Source organism: Prevotella sp. LMAG:51, assembly GCF_008680225.1.
GTDB classification, from domain to species: Bacteria; Bacteroidota; Bacteroidia; order Bacteroidales; family Bacteroidaceae; genus Prevotella; species Prevotella pectinovora.
The window spans coordinates 39,037-54,734 of record NZ_NALQ01000009.1 but is presented as its reverse complement, the minus strand read 5'-3'; the positions used below and the strand labels follow the sequence as shown (position 1 = coordinate 54,734).

The 15,698-nt window shown below is 48.3% G+C and carries 9 protein-coding genes; 7 read left to right on the top strand and 2 right to left on the bottom strand.

The window, feature by feature from the left end; all coding sequences use genetic code 11:
• The first annotated feature begins 360 nt into the window (after nucleotides 1-360).
• The 6 genes from CCC32_RS03360 to CCC32_RS03335 all read left to right on the top strand — a co-directional run bounded on the left by CCC32_RS03360 (nucleotide 361) and on the right by CCC32_RS03335 (nucleotide 9,238).
• Nucleotides 361-1,683 carry an acetylxylan esterase gene (locus tag CCC32_RS03360; protein ID WP_287072309.1) on the top strand — a complete coding sequence of 441 codons (1,323 nt, stop codon included), beginning with the start codon at nucleotides 361-363 and terminating at the stop codon, nucleotides 1,681-1,683.
• Between the two features lie 855 nt (nucleotides 1,684-2,538).
• Nucleotides 2,539-3,477 (top strand): NAD(P)H-dependent flavin oxidoreductase, encoded by a 939-nt coding sequence (locus CCC32_RS03355; RefSeq protein ID WP_287072307.1) that lies wholly within the window; start codon nucleotides 2,539-2,541, stop codon nucleotides 3,475-3,477.
• 356 nt (nucleotides 3,478-3,833) lie between these two features.
• Nucleotides 3,834-5,744 (top strand): 1-deoxy-D-xylulose-5-phosphate synthase, encoded by a 1,911-nt coding sequence (dxs, locus tag CCC32_RS03350; RefSeq protein ID WP_287072305.1) that lies wholly within the window; start codon nucleotides 3,834-3,836, stop codon nucleotides 5,742-5,744.
• A gap of 17 nt (nucleotides 5,745-5,761) precedes the next feature.
• The gene (trkA, locus tag CCC32_RS03345) at nucleotides 5,762-7,105 is read left to right on the top strand and encodes a Trk system potassium transporter TrkA (RefSeq protein WP_287072303.1); all 1,344 of its coding nucleotides are present in this window, start codon (nucleotides 5,762-5,764) and stop codon (nucleotides 7,103-7,105) included.
• 78 nt (nucleotides 7,106-7,183) lie between these two features.
• Nucleotides 7,184-8,641 carry a TrkH family potassium uptake protein gene (locus CCC32_RS03340; RefSeq protein ID WP_287072300.1) on the top strand — a complete coding sequence of 486 codons (1,458 nt, stop codon included), beginning with the start codon at nucleotides 7,184-7,186 and terminating at the stop codon, nucleotides 8,639-8,641.
• 129 nt (nucleotides 8,642-8,770) lie between these two features.
• On the top strand, nucleotides 8,771-9,238 hold the full coding sequence (locus CCC32_RS03335) for a hypothetical protein (RefSeq protein ID WP_022316824.1): 468 nt from the start codon (nucleotides 8,771-8,773) through the stop codon (nucleotides 9,236-9,238).
• A gap of 369 nt (nucleotides 9,239-9,607) precedes the next feature.
• On the opposite strand, the gene CCC32_RS03330 is transcribed toward CCC32_RS03335, so the two are convergent.
• Together CCC32_RS03330 and CCC32_RS03325 are read right to left on the bottom strand one after the other, a co-directional pair.
• Nucleotides 9,608-10,507 carry a diaminopimelate dehydrogenase gene (locus CCC32_RS03330; RefSeq protein ID WP_022316825.1) on the bottom strand — a complete coding sequence of 300 codons (900 nt, stop codon included), beginning with the start codon at nucleotides 10,505-10,507 and terminating at the stop codon, nucleotides 9,608-9,610.
• A gap of 1,304 nt (nucleotides 10,508-11,811) precedes the next feature.
• Nucleotides 11,812-13,119 (bottom strand): helix-turn-helix domain-containing protein, encoded by a 1,308-nt coding sequence (locus CCC32_RS03325; protein ID WP_287072297.1) that lies wholly within the window; start codon nucleotides 13,117-13,119, stop codon nucleotides 11,812-11,814.
• A gap of 399 nt (nucleotides 13,120-13,518) precedes the next feature.
• Here CCC32_RS03325 and CCC32_RS03320 point away from each other — a divergent pair, with 399 nt between their 5' ends.
• Nucleotides 13,519-15,669 carry a GH92 family glycosyl hydrolase gene (locus CCC32_RS03320; protein ID WP_287072296.1) on the top strand — a complete coding sequence of 717 codons (2,151 nt, stop codon included), beginning with the start codon at nucleotides 13,519-13,521 and terminating at the stop codon, nucleotides 15,667-15,669.
• Nucleotides 15,670-15,698: the final 29 nt, after the last annotated feature.

Sequence of the window (15,698 nt, the reverse complement as noted above, 5' to 3'; positions counted from 1 at the left end):
AGGCAATAGACTTTCATTTTTATTGCCGAGGTGCCGCTTATCTTATTCAAAGATAATGCAAACCGAGAGCAATACAAAATGAAAGGCCTGAGACTTTCATTTTTATTGCCGAGGTGCCGCTTATCTTATTCAAAGATAATGCAAACCGAGAGCAATACAAAATGAAAGGCCTGAGACTTTCATTTTTATTGCCGAGGTGCCGCTTATCTTATTCAAAGATAATGCAAAAATCCGGTTAACCGAGATAAATGGCAATATTGTAGAGGATAATTTGCATTCGTTTTTGCATATATGCCTTTTTTTGTAAATTTGCATACGAAAACAAACTTGGGATAAATGCAATATACAAATAAATCGAAAATGAAAAATAAATCAAGAAAGTTATTCCTTCTGGTTCTATTCGTGATGATGGCAGCATGCAATGTGTGTGCTGAAAACTATCCTTACCGTAGTGATTTCCTGTGGGTCACCGTGCCCGACCATACCGACTGGCTCTATAAGACCGGCGAGAAGGCGCTGGTGGAGGTGCAGCTGTATAGATACGGAGTGGCGCAGGACGGCGAGGTGACATATACCGTATGCCGCGACATGCTCGACGGCGGTCATACCGGCAAGGCTGTGCTGAAACACGGCAGGGCAGTGGTAGATATGGGCACACGCCGCGACCCCGGCTTCCTCGACCTCCGTCTTACTGCCAAAATCGGCGGTGCGACTACCACTCATCATGTCAAGGTCGGCTTCTCGGTGGATAAAATACAGCCCTACACCAAAGAACCATCAGACTTCATGACCTTCTGGCAGAAAGAGCTTGACGAGCTGAAGAGCGTGCCGCTCAGCTACACCATGAACCCTGCCCATGAATACGACACCGACAAGGCCGATGCCTATCTCGTGCGCCTCGACGTGAACAAGCAGGGACAGTGCATCTACGGCTATCTGTTCATACCCAATGGCCACATAAAAGGCTCGTGCCCTGTGGTGCTCTGTCCTCCGGGAGCAGGCGTGAAGACCATCAAGGAGCCGCTGCGCCACCGCTATTATGCCGACAGCGGCTGCATCCGCTTCGAGACGGAGATTCACGGACTCGACCCGAGGATGAGTGACCGGCAGTTCAAGGAAATAAGCAACGCCCTCAACACCGGTGCCAATGGCTATCTGTGTCAGGGATTGTATTCTCGCGATGATTATTATATGAAGCATGTCTACCTCGGACTGGTGCGTGCCATAGATTTCCTTACCTCTCTGCCTGAGTGGGACGGAAAGAACGTTGCCGTGCAGGGTGGCAGCCAGGGCGGTGCGCTGAGTCTTGTGGCGGCGGCGCTCGACAGCCGTGTGACGCTCTGCTGCGCAAATCATCCGGCTCTTGCCGACATGGCGGCCTACCGCGATAAGGGACGCACGGGCGGCTACCCTCACATGCAGCGCATGGGGCTGCTCAACGAGCAAACGGAGAAGACGCTGCAGTATTACGATGTGGTGAATTTCGCACGCCACATCTCCTGTCCTGTACGTATGACATGGGGGTATAACGACAACACCTGTCCGCCGACAACCAGCTATGCCGTATGGAATGTGCTCCGTTGTCCCAAGTCTTCGCTCATCACTCCCATCAATGAGCATTGGACCAGCGACGCTACCGAAAGGGAGCATTGCGAATGGATTCTTTCAAATCTCGTCAATTAGGAGTAGGGGATAAAATATTTACATTGAAACGGCCTAATGACCGTTTGGGGGTTAAGGATGCCAACAAGGCAGGACCTGCTGTGTTAAGGGCAAAACTGCTTTATGTCGATTGAGATAGAAGAGTTGTCACCACCTGAATTGACGAAAAACTGAAAAATGAAAAAAACTGTCAGATTGTCTGGTTTTTTGTTGTAATATTCTGACATCCAGCCAGTTGACTGTTATCCAACTGTCAGCCAATTGTCTGGATGGTTTGCTTATGTCAGATGTGAGGAATTCATACGACAGGAATTGTATGCGTTGGTAGAATCCAGGGAAAAGGAATAGGAGTACTACAAAATGAAGATATTGGGCATGTGTCTGACAGCAATTCTGCCCAACAGGGGCAAGCACCTTGCCCCTGTTGGGTAAGCACCTTGCCCCACATGGGCAAGCATGCTGCCCATTTTTTGTATAAAAGCAATCACTGTGTTCTTGTATGAATTAGAGTGTAGTGTGGAGATGACAATACAAACGTTTGCATCGTTTTTTCATGCGTTTTTCACTTTTCGGATTATTTACATATTTAATAAGTTCCTAACTTTGCCAACGCTAAAGAGTCAATAAAAAGGGCAGTCTTTGGGATGACGACTGGAATAATATGAGATAACAATAGGTTATAGTTGTCTTAAGGTAAGTTTGTTAGCGCGAGACAGTCTATAGGAGCTTTTGCGGATGCTTTTCCCCCAAAAGGACTCTTGTAGATTGTCTCTTTTTTTATCCCTACTTGCTTATAATACGGATATTTTGTCTAAATTTGCAAAGGAACATTATATGTCGGTAAATAAGCAATAGTGATAACAGCAAAAAAAGAATATGAAAAACAGAATTACAGAACTTTTCGGAATAGAATATCCCGTGATACAGGGAGGAATGGTGTGGTGTAGCGGTTGGCGACTGGCAGCCGCAGTGAGCGAAGCCGGCGGACTGGGACTCCTCGGTGCCGGATCCATGCATCCCGAAACGCTTCTCGAACATATACGCAAGATGAAAGAGGCTACCCGGAAACCATGGGGCATCAACCTGCCGCTGATGTATCCGGAGATAGACACTCTGATAGACATGATAATAGCCGAGGGGGTGAAGATAGTTTTCACCTCGGCAGGCAGTCCTAAGAAATACACCGCCCGCTTCCATGCCGCCGGCATCAAGGTGGCACACGTGGTGTCGAGCAGCAAGTTCGCAGCCAAATGCGAAGAAGCCGGCGTAGACGCCGTGGTGGCAGAAGGCTTCGAGGCAGGAGGACACAACGGCAGGGAGGAAACCACCACTATGGTGCTCATCCCGCAGGTGCGCCGCGCCACCACGCTGCCGCTCGTGGCCGCCGGCGGAATAGCCTCCGGCGAGGCGATGCTCGCAGCCGAAGCGTTGGGAGCAGAGGGAGTGCAGTGTGGCACGGTGTTCGCCATGAGCCGGGAGAGCTCGGCTGCCGATGCCTTCAAAGACCGCTGCGCCTCGCTGCAGGAAGGCGACACGATGCTCTGTCTGAAGAAACTGGCTCCGACCAGAATGATAAAGAATCCGCTCTACGACGAGATAAAGACTGCCGAAGACAATGGCGCCGATGCCGAGGCGCTGAGAGGCATTCTCGGTAAGGCGGCATCGAAACGCGGCATCTTCGAGGGCGACCTCGACAGAGGAGAACTCGAAATCGGTCAGGTGGCGTCGGCGGTAAAGGAGATACAGACAGCTGCACAGATAGTGGAGCGCATGATGGGCGAATATGCCGATGCACGCAAGCGGATATTGGGATAATCCCAAATCGGTCATTATGGCTTGTTTGGATTTTGTTTTTTAGAAGAGTGGATTTTGTTTGGCTTTTAATGAGTAATAGCGAGCTATTGCGAATTAAAAACGGACAAAAGACGCCTTATAAAAAGCAAAAGACTGCAAGCAGTTAGTAAAATAATATATTTAACGGCCTAATGACCGATTTGGGATAAAAGGCAAGGCGGAAAACGAATAAAAGGGAAATTTCTCCGTTATTATAATTGATGATGGAATAAATTTGCTACATTTGCAATTTGTAATCCGGCTTTGCGTGGATTATCACGCACAAGTAATTCGTATCACACCATAAAAGAAAAAACTCTCTGACAGAACAGTATATCATGAAGGAAGACAACAAGGACAATATTCTCAAACGCATAAAATACCCCGATGAACTGAGAAAACTGCCTGTGGAGCAGTTGCCGGAGGTATGCGATGAGTTGAGGGCAGACATCCTGAAGGAACTGTCGGTGAATCCCGGCCACCTCGCTTCGAGTCTCGGTGCGGTGGAGATGACCGTAGCTCTACACTATGTGTTCAACACGCCGTATGACAGACTCGTATGGGACGTGGGCCATCAGGCTTACGGACATAAGATTCTCACGGGCAGACTCGACAGCTTCTGCACCAACCGTAAACTCGGCGGACTGCGACCGTTCCCCTCACCGGAGGAGAGCGAGTATGACTCTTTCATGTGCGGACACGCATCAAACTCCATATCGGCGGCGCTCGGAATGGCGGTGGCTGCCAGGCAGACGGGCCACGACGACAGACACGTGGTGGCGATAATCGGCGATGGAGCGATGAGCGGCGGACTGGCTTTCGAGGGACTCAACAACGTGTCGACAACGCCAAACGACATGATTATCATCCTCAACGACAATAATATGAGCATCGACCGCAGCGTGGGCGGAATGAAGCAGTATCTGTTGAGGCTCAACACCAGCGAGACTTACAACAAACTGAGATATAAGGCTGCCAAATGGCTGCACTCCAATGGTATGCTCGATGACGAGAGACGCAAAGGCATCATACGGCTGAGCAATGCGCTGAAGTCGGCGATAAGCCATCAGCAGAACATCTTCGAGGGGATGAACATACGGTATTTCGGGCCCTTCGACGGACACAACGTGGTGGAGCTCGTGCGCACGCTGCGCCAGCTGAAAGAGATGAAAGGACCGAAGCTGCTGCATCTGCACACCATAAAAGGACACGGATACGCACCGGCTGAAAAGTCCGCCACCATCTGGCATGCTCCTGGCAAATTCGACCTCGACACAGGGCAGCGCATAAAGACGGAGGACGGCACCGAACCGGCAAAGTTCCAGGACGTGTTCGGAAACACGCTTCTCGAACTCGCTAAAGAGAACAAGCGCATCGTGGGAGTGACGCCGGCGATGCCTACAGGATGCTCGCTGAACATCATGATGAAGGAGATGCCGGAGAGAACCTTCGACGTGGGAATCGCCGAGGGTCACGCCGTGACATTCTCCGGAGGAATGGCAAAGGACGGGCTGCAGCCTTTCTGCAATATATACAGTGCCTTCGCACAGAGGGCATACGACAATATCATACACGACGTGGCGATACTGAACCTGCCCGTGGTGATCTGTCTCGACAGGGCAGGACTGGTGGGAGAAGACGGTGCCACACATCATGGAGCCTTTGATATGGCGGCTCTCAGACCGGTGCCGAACATCACTCTCGCCTCACCGATGAACGAGCACGAACTGCGCCGGCTCATGTATACGGCACAGCTGCCCGGCAAGGGTACATTCGTGATACGCTATCCGAGGGGTAGGGGAGTGCTTGCCGACTGGCATTGTCCGCTGGAAGAAGTGAAGGTGGGTACGGGACGCAAGTTGCGCGACGGCGACGACATCGCCGTGCTGTCGGTGGGACCTGTGGGAAACAACGTGGTGAAGGCTGTCGAAATGATAGAGAACGACGGCGATGGCATATCCGTGGCACACTACGACATGCGCTTCGTGAAGCCGCTCGACGAGAACCTGCTCAAGGAGGTGGCGGCGAAGTTCAAGCATGTCATCACCGTGGAAGACGGAGTGCGCGAAGGCGGTTTCGGTTCGGCGGTGATAGAATGGATGGAAGACAACGGGCAGCATCTTGATATTGTGCGCCTCGGACTGCCAGACCACTTCGTGGAGCATGGCACCGTGGCACAGCTGCAGAGTATCGTGGGCATTGATGCCGAAGGCATACGCCGCACGATAGAGGAAACACTCAGGAAATAAACAAAAAGAAATACATAATGAAGATAATCATTGCGGGAGCATACGCGATAGGTTCGCATCTGGCGAAACTGCTATCGAGAAACAATCAGGACATCGTGCTTATCGACGACGACGAGCAGAGGCTTGAGAATATCAGCTCCGACTACGACATACTGACGATGCACGCCTCGCCGACGAGTCTGGCGGCACTGAAAAATGCGGGAGCGGCAGACGCCAACCTGTATATCGCCGTGACGCCCGACGAGAATCTCAATATGAACAGCTGTGTCATGGCGAAGGCTATCGGAGCCAAGAAGACCGTGGCAAAGGTGAACAACTATGAGTTCGTGGAGCCGGAGATGGCTAAGTTTTATGAGAAACTGGGCATCGACTCGCTTATCTATCCTGAGAACCTCGCCGCATACGATATCGTGAACGGACTGAAAATGAGCTGGGTGCGCCAGAGATGGGACGTGCACGGAGGGGCTCTCGTGATGCTCGGCATAAAACTGAGGGAGACCTGCGAGATTCTCGACCGTCCGCTGAAAGAACTCTGTAAGCCCGACTCGCCATACTATATCGTGGCGATACGCCGCGACGGCGACACCATCATACCGGGAGGTAATGATGTGCTGAAGATGTACGACCTCGTTTACTTCATGGTGACGAAGCAGTATATACCCTACGTGAGGAAAATCGTGGGCAAGGAGCATTATGTCGATGTGAAGAACGTGATGATAATGGGTGGTGGCGACACTGCCGTGAGGGCGCTGAAGAACATGCCTGAATACATGAACGTGAAGCTGATGGAACACGACGTGGAGCGCTGCGACATTCTCAACGACCAGATTGACGACCAGAGGGTGATGGTGATAAACGGCGACGGACGTGACCTGCAGCTGCTCAACGAGGAGGGAATACACACCACGCAGGCTTTCGTGGCGCTCACGAGCAATGCCGAGACGAATATCCTGGCTTGTCTCACGGCGAAGCGCATGGGAGTGAGAAAGACCGTGGCAGCGGTGGAAAACCTCGACTATGTGAACATGGCGGTGAGTCTCGACATCGGAACCATCATCAACAAGAAGGCTATCGCTGCCAGTCATATCTATCAGATGATGCTCGACGCAGAGGTGAACAACGTGCGCTTCCTGATGACGGCAAATGCTGATGTGGCTGAGTTTACGGCACATCCGAAGTCGAAAGTGACTAAGAAAAGGGTGTTTGAACTCGGACTGCCGAAAGGTGCCACCATCGGAGGACTCGTGCGCAACGGAGAGGGACACCTCGTGTCGGGTGGTACGCAGATAGAGGCTGGCGACATCGTGGTGGTGTTCTGCTATAACGTGAGGATGGAGAAACTTGAGAAATTCTTCAAGTGATGACATCCCTCAAGGCTCTTTGGCTTATTATCAGTCAAGGGGAATATTGTAGTCATAAGATATGAATCATATAAAGAAATGTTGAATTTCAAGCTTATATATAAGATATTGGGACAGCTCCTCTTCCTTGAGGCATTGCTGATGTCGCTGTGTCTCGCCATGGCTCTGTTTTATAGAGAAGACGATGCCATGGCGTTTGCCATATCCATTGCCATCATCGTGGGGTCTGGCTTTATGCTGAAATACAAGGGTCGCATGGCGGAAAACAGTATGAACCGCCGTGACGCCTATCTGCTCGTCACGCTGACTTGGGCGCTTTTCAGCTTCTTCGGAGCATTCCCGTTCACCATCAGCGGATATGTCTCAGACTATACCGACGCCTTCTTCGAGACGATGTCGGGATTTACCACTACGGGAGCCACCATCATCGATGATGTTGAGGCTCTGCCGCATGGACTGCTCTTCTGGCGGTCGATGACGCAATGGATCGGTGGATTGGGAATAGCGTTCTTCACCATCGCCATCCTGCCGTCGCTCGTGGGCGGAAGCATAAGGGTGTTTGCAGCGGAGTCTACCGGACCGATAAAGAGCAAGGTGCACCCGCGAATATCGTCGAGCGCAAAGTCGATATGGCTCGTATATCTGTTGCTGACATTGGGTTGCTCCGTGTGTCTGTATCTGGGAGGAATGAACCTCTTTGACTGTACCAACTACTCTATGAGTATTACTGCGACGGGGGGCTTCGCACCCTATAATGACAGTATCGGACATTTCCACTCGGCATTCATCGATTATACCACAATAGCCTTCATGTTCCTGTCTGGAACAAACTTCACGCTCTTGTATCTTACCTTCTTCAAGCGTAAGTTCCTGTCGCTGTTCCAGAATTCGGAATTCAAGCTCTATGTGCTCGTGGTGTCGCTTGCCACGATGGGAATAATGTATTTCCTGATACGCTTCAACGGTTATGACATGGCGAATGCCCTCAGAAGCGCGTTGTTCCAGGTGGTGTCGTTCATCACCACAACGGGAGTCTCCAACGACGATGCCGGCAAATGGCCGCATATCACGTGGGTCATCCTCAGCATCTGTATGTTCATCGGAGCATGTGCCGGCAGTACGAGCGGTGGTTTCAAGAGTGTCAGAGGCGTGATATTGTTCAAGGTGGTGCGCAACGAACTTCGTCGTATCCTTCATCCAAAGGCAGTATTGCCGGTGAGGGTGAACGGCAATTTGGTGAGCAGTTCGGCACAGGTCACGCTGCTCGTGTTCTTCGCCCTGTATATGGCGTTGTGTATCTTTGCATACTTCTGTCTGATATGTATGGGAGTGGACAGCACAAACTCCATCACTATCGCCATGAGTTGTGCGAGCAACGTGGGACCGACGCTGGGACTGGAAATCGGACCTACCGCGTCGTGGAATATCCTGCCTGCCGTGGGCAAGTGGATTTGTTCCGTGCTGATGCTGATGGGCCGACTGGAGATATTCAGCGTAGTAGTGCTGTTCACCCGTGGTTTCTGGAAGGACAGATAACCCATGATATGAAAGAAAACATGCGTTTTCCGGTAGAGGGGGATGCAATGTTTTGATGCTTTTGGAGTTATGATAGCATAAGGAAACTTGTCAATCTTAATAATAACAAATAACAAAACGAAAAGAGAAATGAAGAAATACCTGTTTATGCTTTTTGCCCTTTGCGCTGTAGCGTTTACGGCATGTAGTGATGATGATGATGATTCAAAGGTGTTGCCGGTGCTCGACCCCAACAACACTGATGTCTACATCAATGCTGAAGGTGGAGAGGCTTCCGTAACGGTGAAAAACGCCAAGGAACTCAATATCGTGCAGATAAACGACAAGACTACCGACGACAAGGGAAAGACAAAGGAAACTAACGTGAAGAGTGTGGAAAACGGCAAACTGGCTGACACCAAGAATGTTACAGAGGGCGGATGGTTCACGGCAAAGGTGGTGAACGATGGCGAAGGATACCGTCGTATCGTATTCAACGCACAGCCTTATAGAGATTTTGAGAAGAATCGCGTGAAGTTTATACATGTCACTTGCGGTGACAATATGTATGGCATCGCTTTCAGACTCATTCAGCGCAAGGCCGTTGAGAAGAAATGACTAATTGCTGTTCTATAGTCGGTTGACCAATCCCTAATCAGCCTGATGACCGATTACGGTTAGTAGCAGTCAGAACGTTACTTTAACCCAAATCGGTCGTTAGGGCTTGCTTGGATTTTGATTTTTAGAAGAGTGGATTTTGGTTGGCTTTTAATGAGTAATAGCAAGCTATTGCGAATTAAAAACGGACAAAAGACGCCTTATAAAAAGCAAAAGACTGCAAGCAGTTATAAAATATCACATTTAACGGCCTAATGACCGTTTTGGGTTTAATAGAGTAAGAAACCATAGCGAAACAAAATATCAAAAACAAAGCGCCCCACATCGCATAAGTATCGCGGTGTGGGGCGCTTTGTTTATACCAAGTGCTTATACCAAGTGTTTGATGAGATCTTCGCGTGAACCGGCAAGCATGTCGATTACAGGAATCTCCACCATCGTGTAGCAACCAGGCTGCTGGCGAACAGAGGCACGGGCTACGTTGACGAGCACCTGACCAGTCAATGCAGGGTTGTTGATGCTCATGTTGAACTCCATGCGCTGGTTCTGGGTCTTGCCGCTCACACCTTTGCGCACGAGGTTTACACCATGGCCCATATCGCGTACTTCGTCTACTGAGTCTACGGCAAACACATGTGTCTCGTCGTTGGCGAAATATGGATCTTCCTTCACTGCCTTTGCAACATCCTCCAGTTTCGCTCCTTCTTCAAGTTCCACATACACCATACGACGGTGCAGACCTTCACCCTTTGGAATGGTAACCGACAGAGCGTTCTTCACACCTGCCTTTGAACGTACGCAGACGCTGTGGCCCATCGACATTCCTGGTCCGAAGTTGGTGTATGACAATCCTTTAGGTGCCAGACTCTGCATCAGAGTGCGTACGATAGAGTCAGAACCTGGATCCCAACCGGCAGAGATGACAGCAACTGCATTGTGCTCCTTGCAGATTGGCATGAGAGTGGCGCGATAGTCCACGATACCCGTGTGTATATCGAAACTGTCAACGGTATTGATGCCGAGGGCGAGAATCTTCTTGGCATATTCCTCGCAGCTACGCGATGGAGTGGCGAGAATTGCCACATCAACGTCCTTAAGTTCTGTAATGTCCTTAACTACCTCATATTCTGCCAGTTCTGCAGGCTTGTTCTCTGCGCCGTTGCGTCTTACGATACCGGCTATTTCGAAATCCGTTGCTGCTTCGAGAGCCTGTACAGAATAATGTCCGATGTTGCCGTAGCCCACTACGGCTGCTCTAATTTTCTTCATTTTATGTTGTTGTTTAATAGTTTTGTCTTTCTTGATTGCTGTTTTCTTTTATTTATAGTTTTATCTTTCTTGAGTTTTATTCTTTCTTGATTGTTATTCTTTCTTGAAAGTTTTGTCTTTATTGATTACCATGTAATATGAATATGCATTTGTGAGATGCTCTTCTTGTATGCGCTGAACGTACATTTGTTCGTTCCGACTACAAAAATACGCCTTTTTGTCGGAATATCATCATATTCTTGTCATAAAGAAACTAAAAAGGTGGTATGTTACTTGAACCTGGCCAAATGCAGGTGTGGCCAGCAATATTATTGAGAATGTTATCAAGCCCTAATGACCGATTTGGGATAAAAAAAAAAGTTGCTGTGTATAGGTGCATCCCTGCGGCTATACACAGACGTCTTTGAAGACTTATTTATTTTTGGTACAATTCTTTACTTTTTGTGTTTTGCTATATTTATTTCATGCTACATTAATAAATTCCTATAAGCTATATTCTTTTCAACCATTCCATCCACAATTCTTCAGATGCTCCGTGTTTTCGGGGCCTCCATACTTTCTGGACAAACGGTTCCTTTATCTTGATAATTGTATTTTTATCTTAATTCTTTTATACTTTCTTGTTTTTTGCTTTAGTCCTAAACACTGTAGATATTGCTTTAGTGAAGTTCAGCTTTTGACAATTTAATAATGATGATTGAATTTATATATTTTATTATTTGACTTAATCAAAGTTGTATTATTCTATATTGTCATCTCTCCTTTTTGCTTTCCAACTTGCTTTTGTTGACTTTATCTTTTTCTTTTTAAATAGTGCCCCACATCGTTCTGTTGATGCGGAGCCCTATTCTTTATTGTTCTTACATATTTAATATTTCAAGGAGATATTTATTGTCTCTTCAATGCATCATTTATTTGATTGCGCTGCAAAGGTAATAAAAGGGAATTAATTCGAGTTAGTAAAAATATGATATAAATTTACTAATGTGTCGCATCCGATGTAATATTTTGTTGATTTGATACAAATGTTTCTTTGAACCTCTGGCTGACATTTGAGGGTGAGATATTGGGAAGTGCTTGATTTTAAGGCAGATGTGTTATATGTGACATTGTAACATTTTGGCTTAATCGCTTTTGAATGATTAATAAATATGTTACACTAATATTTATCAGATTGCTTGAAAAATGGTTTTGTGTCCTTGGTTTCTGTTGCTTTGTCGTGTCTGAAAGATGGATTTTCGTATATAACGAATATCCCCCCCCCAACGGTCTGATAGCCGTTTCAGATGAGTGTACAAAGTGAATTATTTTCTTCTGCGCCTCTTATGCTCCTGCTTGTATTGCGACGGCGTTATGCTTTCAGCCTTCTTGAATACCTTTGACATGGCAGAAGAGTCCGTAAAACCAGTATGGGCAGCTATATCTACCAGAGTCATTTCCGGTCTTTGACTTATCAACCGCTTCACTTCCTCTATGCGCAGCATGTTTATCCATGCATTGAAGTTCATTCTATACATATTGTTTATGAAGCCGCTCAGCAACCGTTGGTCGATTCCCATTTCAGCAGCGGCTTCTCTCAGTGCCAGTCCCTCACGGCAGTATGGCTTTGACGGTAGTCTCATCCAACTTCTCACTGTGGCTTCTATTGCCTCAGGCTCCTTCTTCTTATCTTCCTTACTCGTTTTTCTTGCATGCGAATGGATTATTTCGTTTGTTGTAGTATCCTTGTTCGCTGCATTCTTCAACAATAGGTTTTCTATATCCTTTATGCTTATAGCCTTTAGTCTTGTGTTTTCAGCATTCCTTTTAGCTTCAAGATAACGAGTTTCTTTCATATATCTCAGCGATATGTTGACTATGATGCCACCATTTGATACGAATATAGCTGTATGGACCAACACGAATACTATATTCGCATTGTTGCTAAGGTGTTTCCCGGTTATTGCCTCGAAGAATATTACACAACCTAAAATCGTTACGTATGCAATGGTCATCTTGGCATTCTTTATCATCGGCTTCGTCCTGATGCGTTTGCTGAGTTCTTCGTCCTTTTCCACACTATCTCTAAACCTTCTTATTTCGAAGTATATCATTGCGGAGTATACCAGGTAGATAGAGAATATGGCTACAAGCAGAATGTATTTTATTATCTTGGCAGGGAGAGTATTGGTGAACAGTTCATAAGATCCGATATTGAACTCCGTTTCTCTGTTCACGATGAAATATACAAGGTAAATCAGTGTCAATGCCACAATCGGCAGGCAGGTCATGTTTTTCATGTCCACCTTCTTCTGGTCTGCAATGGTCATTGTCAGAATAGATGTTGTGAGCAGATACAGTTGGATATAGTATGTCAGAGGGTAGGCGAATGATGTCAACACGTCATAGTCGATACCTTTTGCTATCAATGTGGCATTGCACATCTGAAGCACGCCGATGACAATTGACGTCCATGCGATACAAGCCCTTGGTGATTTGTAGCAGGCGGCCATTTCCTTTTCCATCACTCTCAGCGACATCAGGAATATACCCAATATGATGAATGCCGTGCTGCTTATCACGTATGCCGTATATCCCAACATATTGAATGTTGGAGTTAAAATCATTTCCATATCAGCCAAGTTTTACTGTTTAAGGTATAAGTCTCGCTTTTGTCTTGCTTCAAAGCATGATTCAATTTCAAGTACAAAAATATAAATTCTTTTCTTCTTTCTGCTCTTTTTCCCTTTTTTTTCTCATCCTTGTTGTCGCATTCCCCCTTCATTTGTCACATCTTCCCAGTCTTTAGTCAAGGCTTGTTCTGGTTCTGATTTCTTTGGTTAGTGACAGTAAAACAATAACTTGGTATCCAATTTCTTTTTCTTCCCTCACTCAGCATGTTTTTTTGCTTCACTTTTATTGATTATTCGTCGAATTTCTTGTCCGTGTCGTGATTTATTCATACTTTTATACCGAATATTATCCGACGACCCGTTTCGGGCAGTCTTTGGAAACACACCTTAATATATAATATGAAGCATTCAATCTTTACCTTATTGCTTGCGATAGGCGCATTTTTTTGCGGTTTCGCACAAGACAATCTCACACAATACGTGAATCCCCGAATCGGCACCGGCGGACACGGACATGTATTTCTTGGTGCCAACGTGCCCTTCGGTTATGTCCAGCTCGGTCCCACAGAGCACACCCGCGGTTGGGACTGGTGTTCCGGCTACCACGACTCCGATTCTGTGCTGATAGGTTTCGGCCATCAGCATCTTAGCGGCACCGGCGTAGGCGATCTTGGCGATGTGGCTTTCCTTCCCGTTGCTGATGCCGGTCAGGAAGAGATAGTCTTCCATCACAGCAATGAGAGCGTGCGCCCCGGCTATTACGCCCTGAAACTCGAGCGGCCCAATGTGTGGGTAGAGTTGACAGCCACCCGGCGTGCCGGTTTCCACCGCTATACCTTCGGTGCTGACATGGCGAAAGCACAGCTTGTTCTCGACCTTCATCAAGGTATAGGTTACGACAAGCCTGCAGACTATGCCCTCGACCGCATCACCGATACGACAATCTCCGGCCATCGTCATTCCACAGGTTGGGCAAAGAACCAGAAGGTGTTCTTCTCTGCGGAATTCTCCCAGACAGTCAGCGTAGAACCACTCGACAGCGGCAGATGGCTCCTGACGGCAGCCGATGTTTCCCAGCCATTGATGATAAAGGTAGGCATGTCTGCCGTCAGCGTCGACAATGCGGCAGAAAACCTGCATAAAGAGATTCCCGGATGGGATTTCCGCAAGGTAGTGGCAGATGCCGACAAGGCATGGAACGACGAACTCTCAAAGGTCAGGATAGAAACCGCCGATGCCACGTATCGTCGCATTTTCTATACTGCCATGTATCACACCATGACAGCCCCTTCGGTATTCTCGGATGTCAACGGCCAGTATCGCGGTGCCGACGGCGAGGTGCATCAGGGTGATTTCACCAACTATACCACTCTCTCCCTTTGGGACACATATCGGGCAGCCCATCCTCTTATGACGCTGATACACACCGACATGCTGCCCGACATAGCCAAGACGTTCATCAACATCCACCGTCAGCAGGGCAAACTCCCCGTATGGCATCTGATGGGCAATGAGACAGACTGTATGGTGGGCAATCCGGCAATTCCCGTGCTTGCCGACCTGGTGCTGAAAGGATATGTAGCCGACAAAGAAGGAGCCTACGAAGCCATGAAGCAGTCAGCTCTGAAAGATGAGCGCGGACTTGAACTGCTGAAGAAATACGGTTATCTGCCCTACGACAAAGACGCCAACAGGGAGACCGTAGCCAAGGGATTGGAATATGCCCTTGCCGACTGGTGTGTGGCAAAGGTGGCACGCCTCTTGGGAAAGAAAGCCGATGCGAAATATTTCGGCGACCGCGCCATGAGCTACAGCAAGTATTTCGATCCCGAAACCACCTTCATGCGCGGCATCGGTACCGACGGCAAGTTCCGTGAACCATTCAATCCCTTCTCCGCCGACCATCGTCAGGACGACTATACCGAGGGCAACGCATGGCAGTATACATGGCTTGTGCCCCATGATGTGCACGGACTTGTGAAGCTCTTCGGCAGCGAACGGCGTTTCACCCAGAAACTCGACTCACTCTTCATCGTGACCGGAGATCTCGGAGCCGGCGCATCTCCCGACATCACCGGACTTATCGGACAGTATGCCCATGGCAACGAGCCGAGCCATCATGTGCTGTATATGTATAACTATGTGGGTCAGTCATGGAAAGGAGCCCGTCTGCTGCGCCAGACCATGACGGAGCTGTATCGTGACGACCCCGACGGTCTGTGTGGCAACGAAGACGTGGGACAGATGTCAGCATGGTATATCCTGTCATCCATGGGCCTCTATCAGGTGGAGCCCGCCGGCGGCAGATACATCATCGGTTCGCCGCTCTTCAACAAAGCCACGATGCAAGTCTCCGGCGACAAGACATTCACCATTGTAGCCACAGACAACAGCAAGGAGAATATCTATGTGCAGTCAGCCAAGCTCAACGGTAAGCGATACACCAAGTCATATATCCTATACGACGACATCCGTAAAGGCGGAGTGCTCGAACTGCAGATGGGCAACAAGCCATCGGCATGGGGAACTAAGTCTGCCGACCGTCCATAGCCCCAACTGGTCATCATACTGCCTGATTG

Bases quoted from the DNA above. Each gene is read 5' to 3' on its own strand.
- CCC32_RS03360 (WP_287072309.1), top strand. From the start codon at position 361: ATGAAAAATAAATCAAGAAAGTTATTCCTTCTGGTTCTATTCGTGATG.
- CCC32_RS03340 (WP_287072300.1), top strand. From the start codon at position 7,184: ATGTTGAATTTCAAGCTTATATATAAGATATTGGGACAGCTCCTCTTC.
- CCC32_RS03335 (WP_022316824.1), top strand. From the start codon at position 8,771: ATGAAGAAATACCTGTTTATGCTTTTTGCCCTTTGCGCTGTAGCGTTT.
- CCC32_RS03330 (WP_022316825.1), bottom strand. From the start codon at position 10,507: ATGAAGAAAATTAGAGCAGCCGTAGTGGGCTACGGCAACATCGGACAT.
- CCC32_RS03355 (WP_287072307.1), top strand. From the start codon at position 2,539: ATGAAAAACAGAATTACAGAACTTTTCGGAATAGAATATCCCGTGATA.
- dxs (WP_287072305.1), top strand. From the start codon at position 3,834: ATGAAGGAAGACAACAAGGACAATATTCTCAAACGCATAAAATACCCC.
- CCC32_RS03325 (WP_287072297.1), bottom strand. From the start codon at position 13,119: ATGGAAATGATTTTAACTCCAACATTCAATATGTTGGGATATACGGCA.
- trkA (WP_287072303.1), top strand. From the start codon at position 5,762: ATGAAGATAATCATTGCGGGAGCATACGCGATAGGTTCGCATCTGGCG.
- CCC32_RS03320 (WP_287072296.1), top strand. From the start codon at position 13,519: ATGAAGCATTCAATCTTTACCTTATTGCTTGCGATAGGCGCATTTTTT.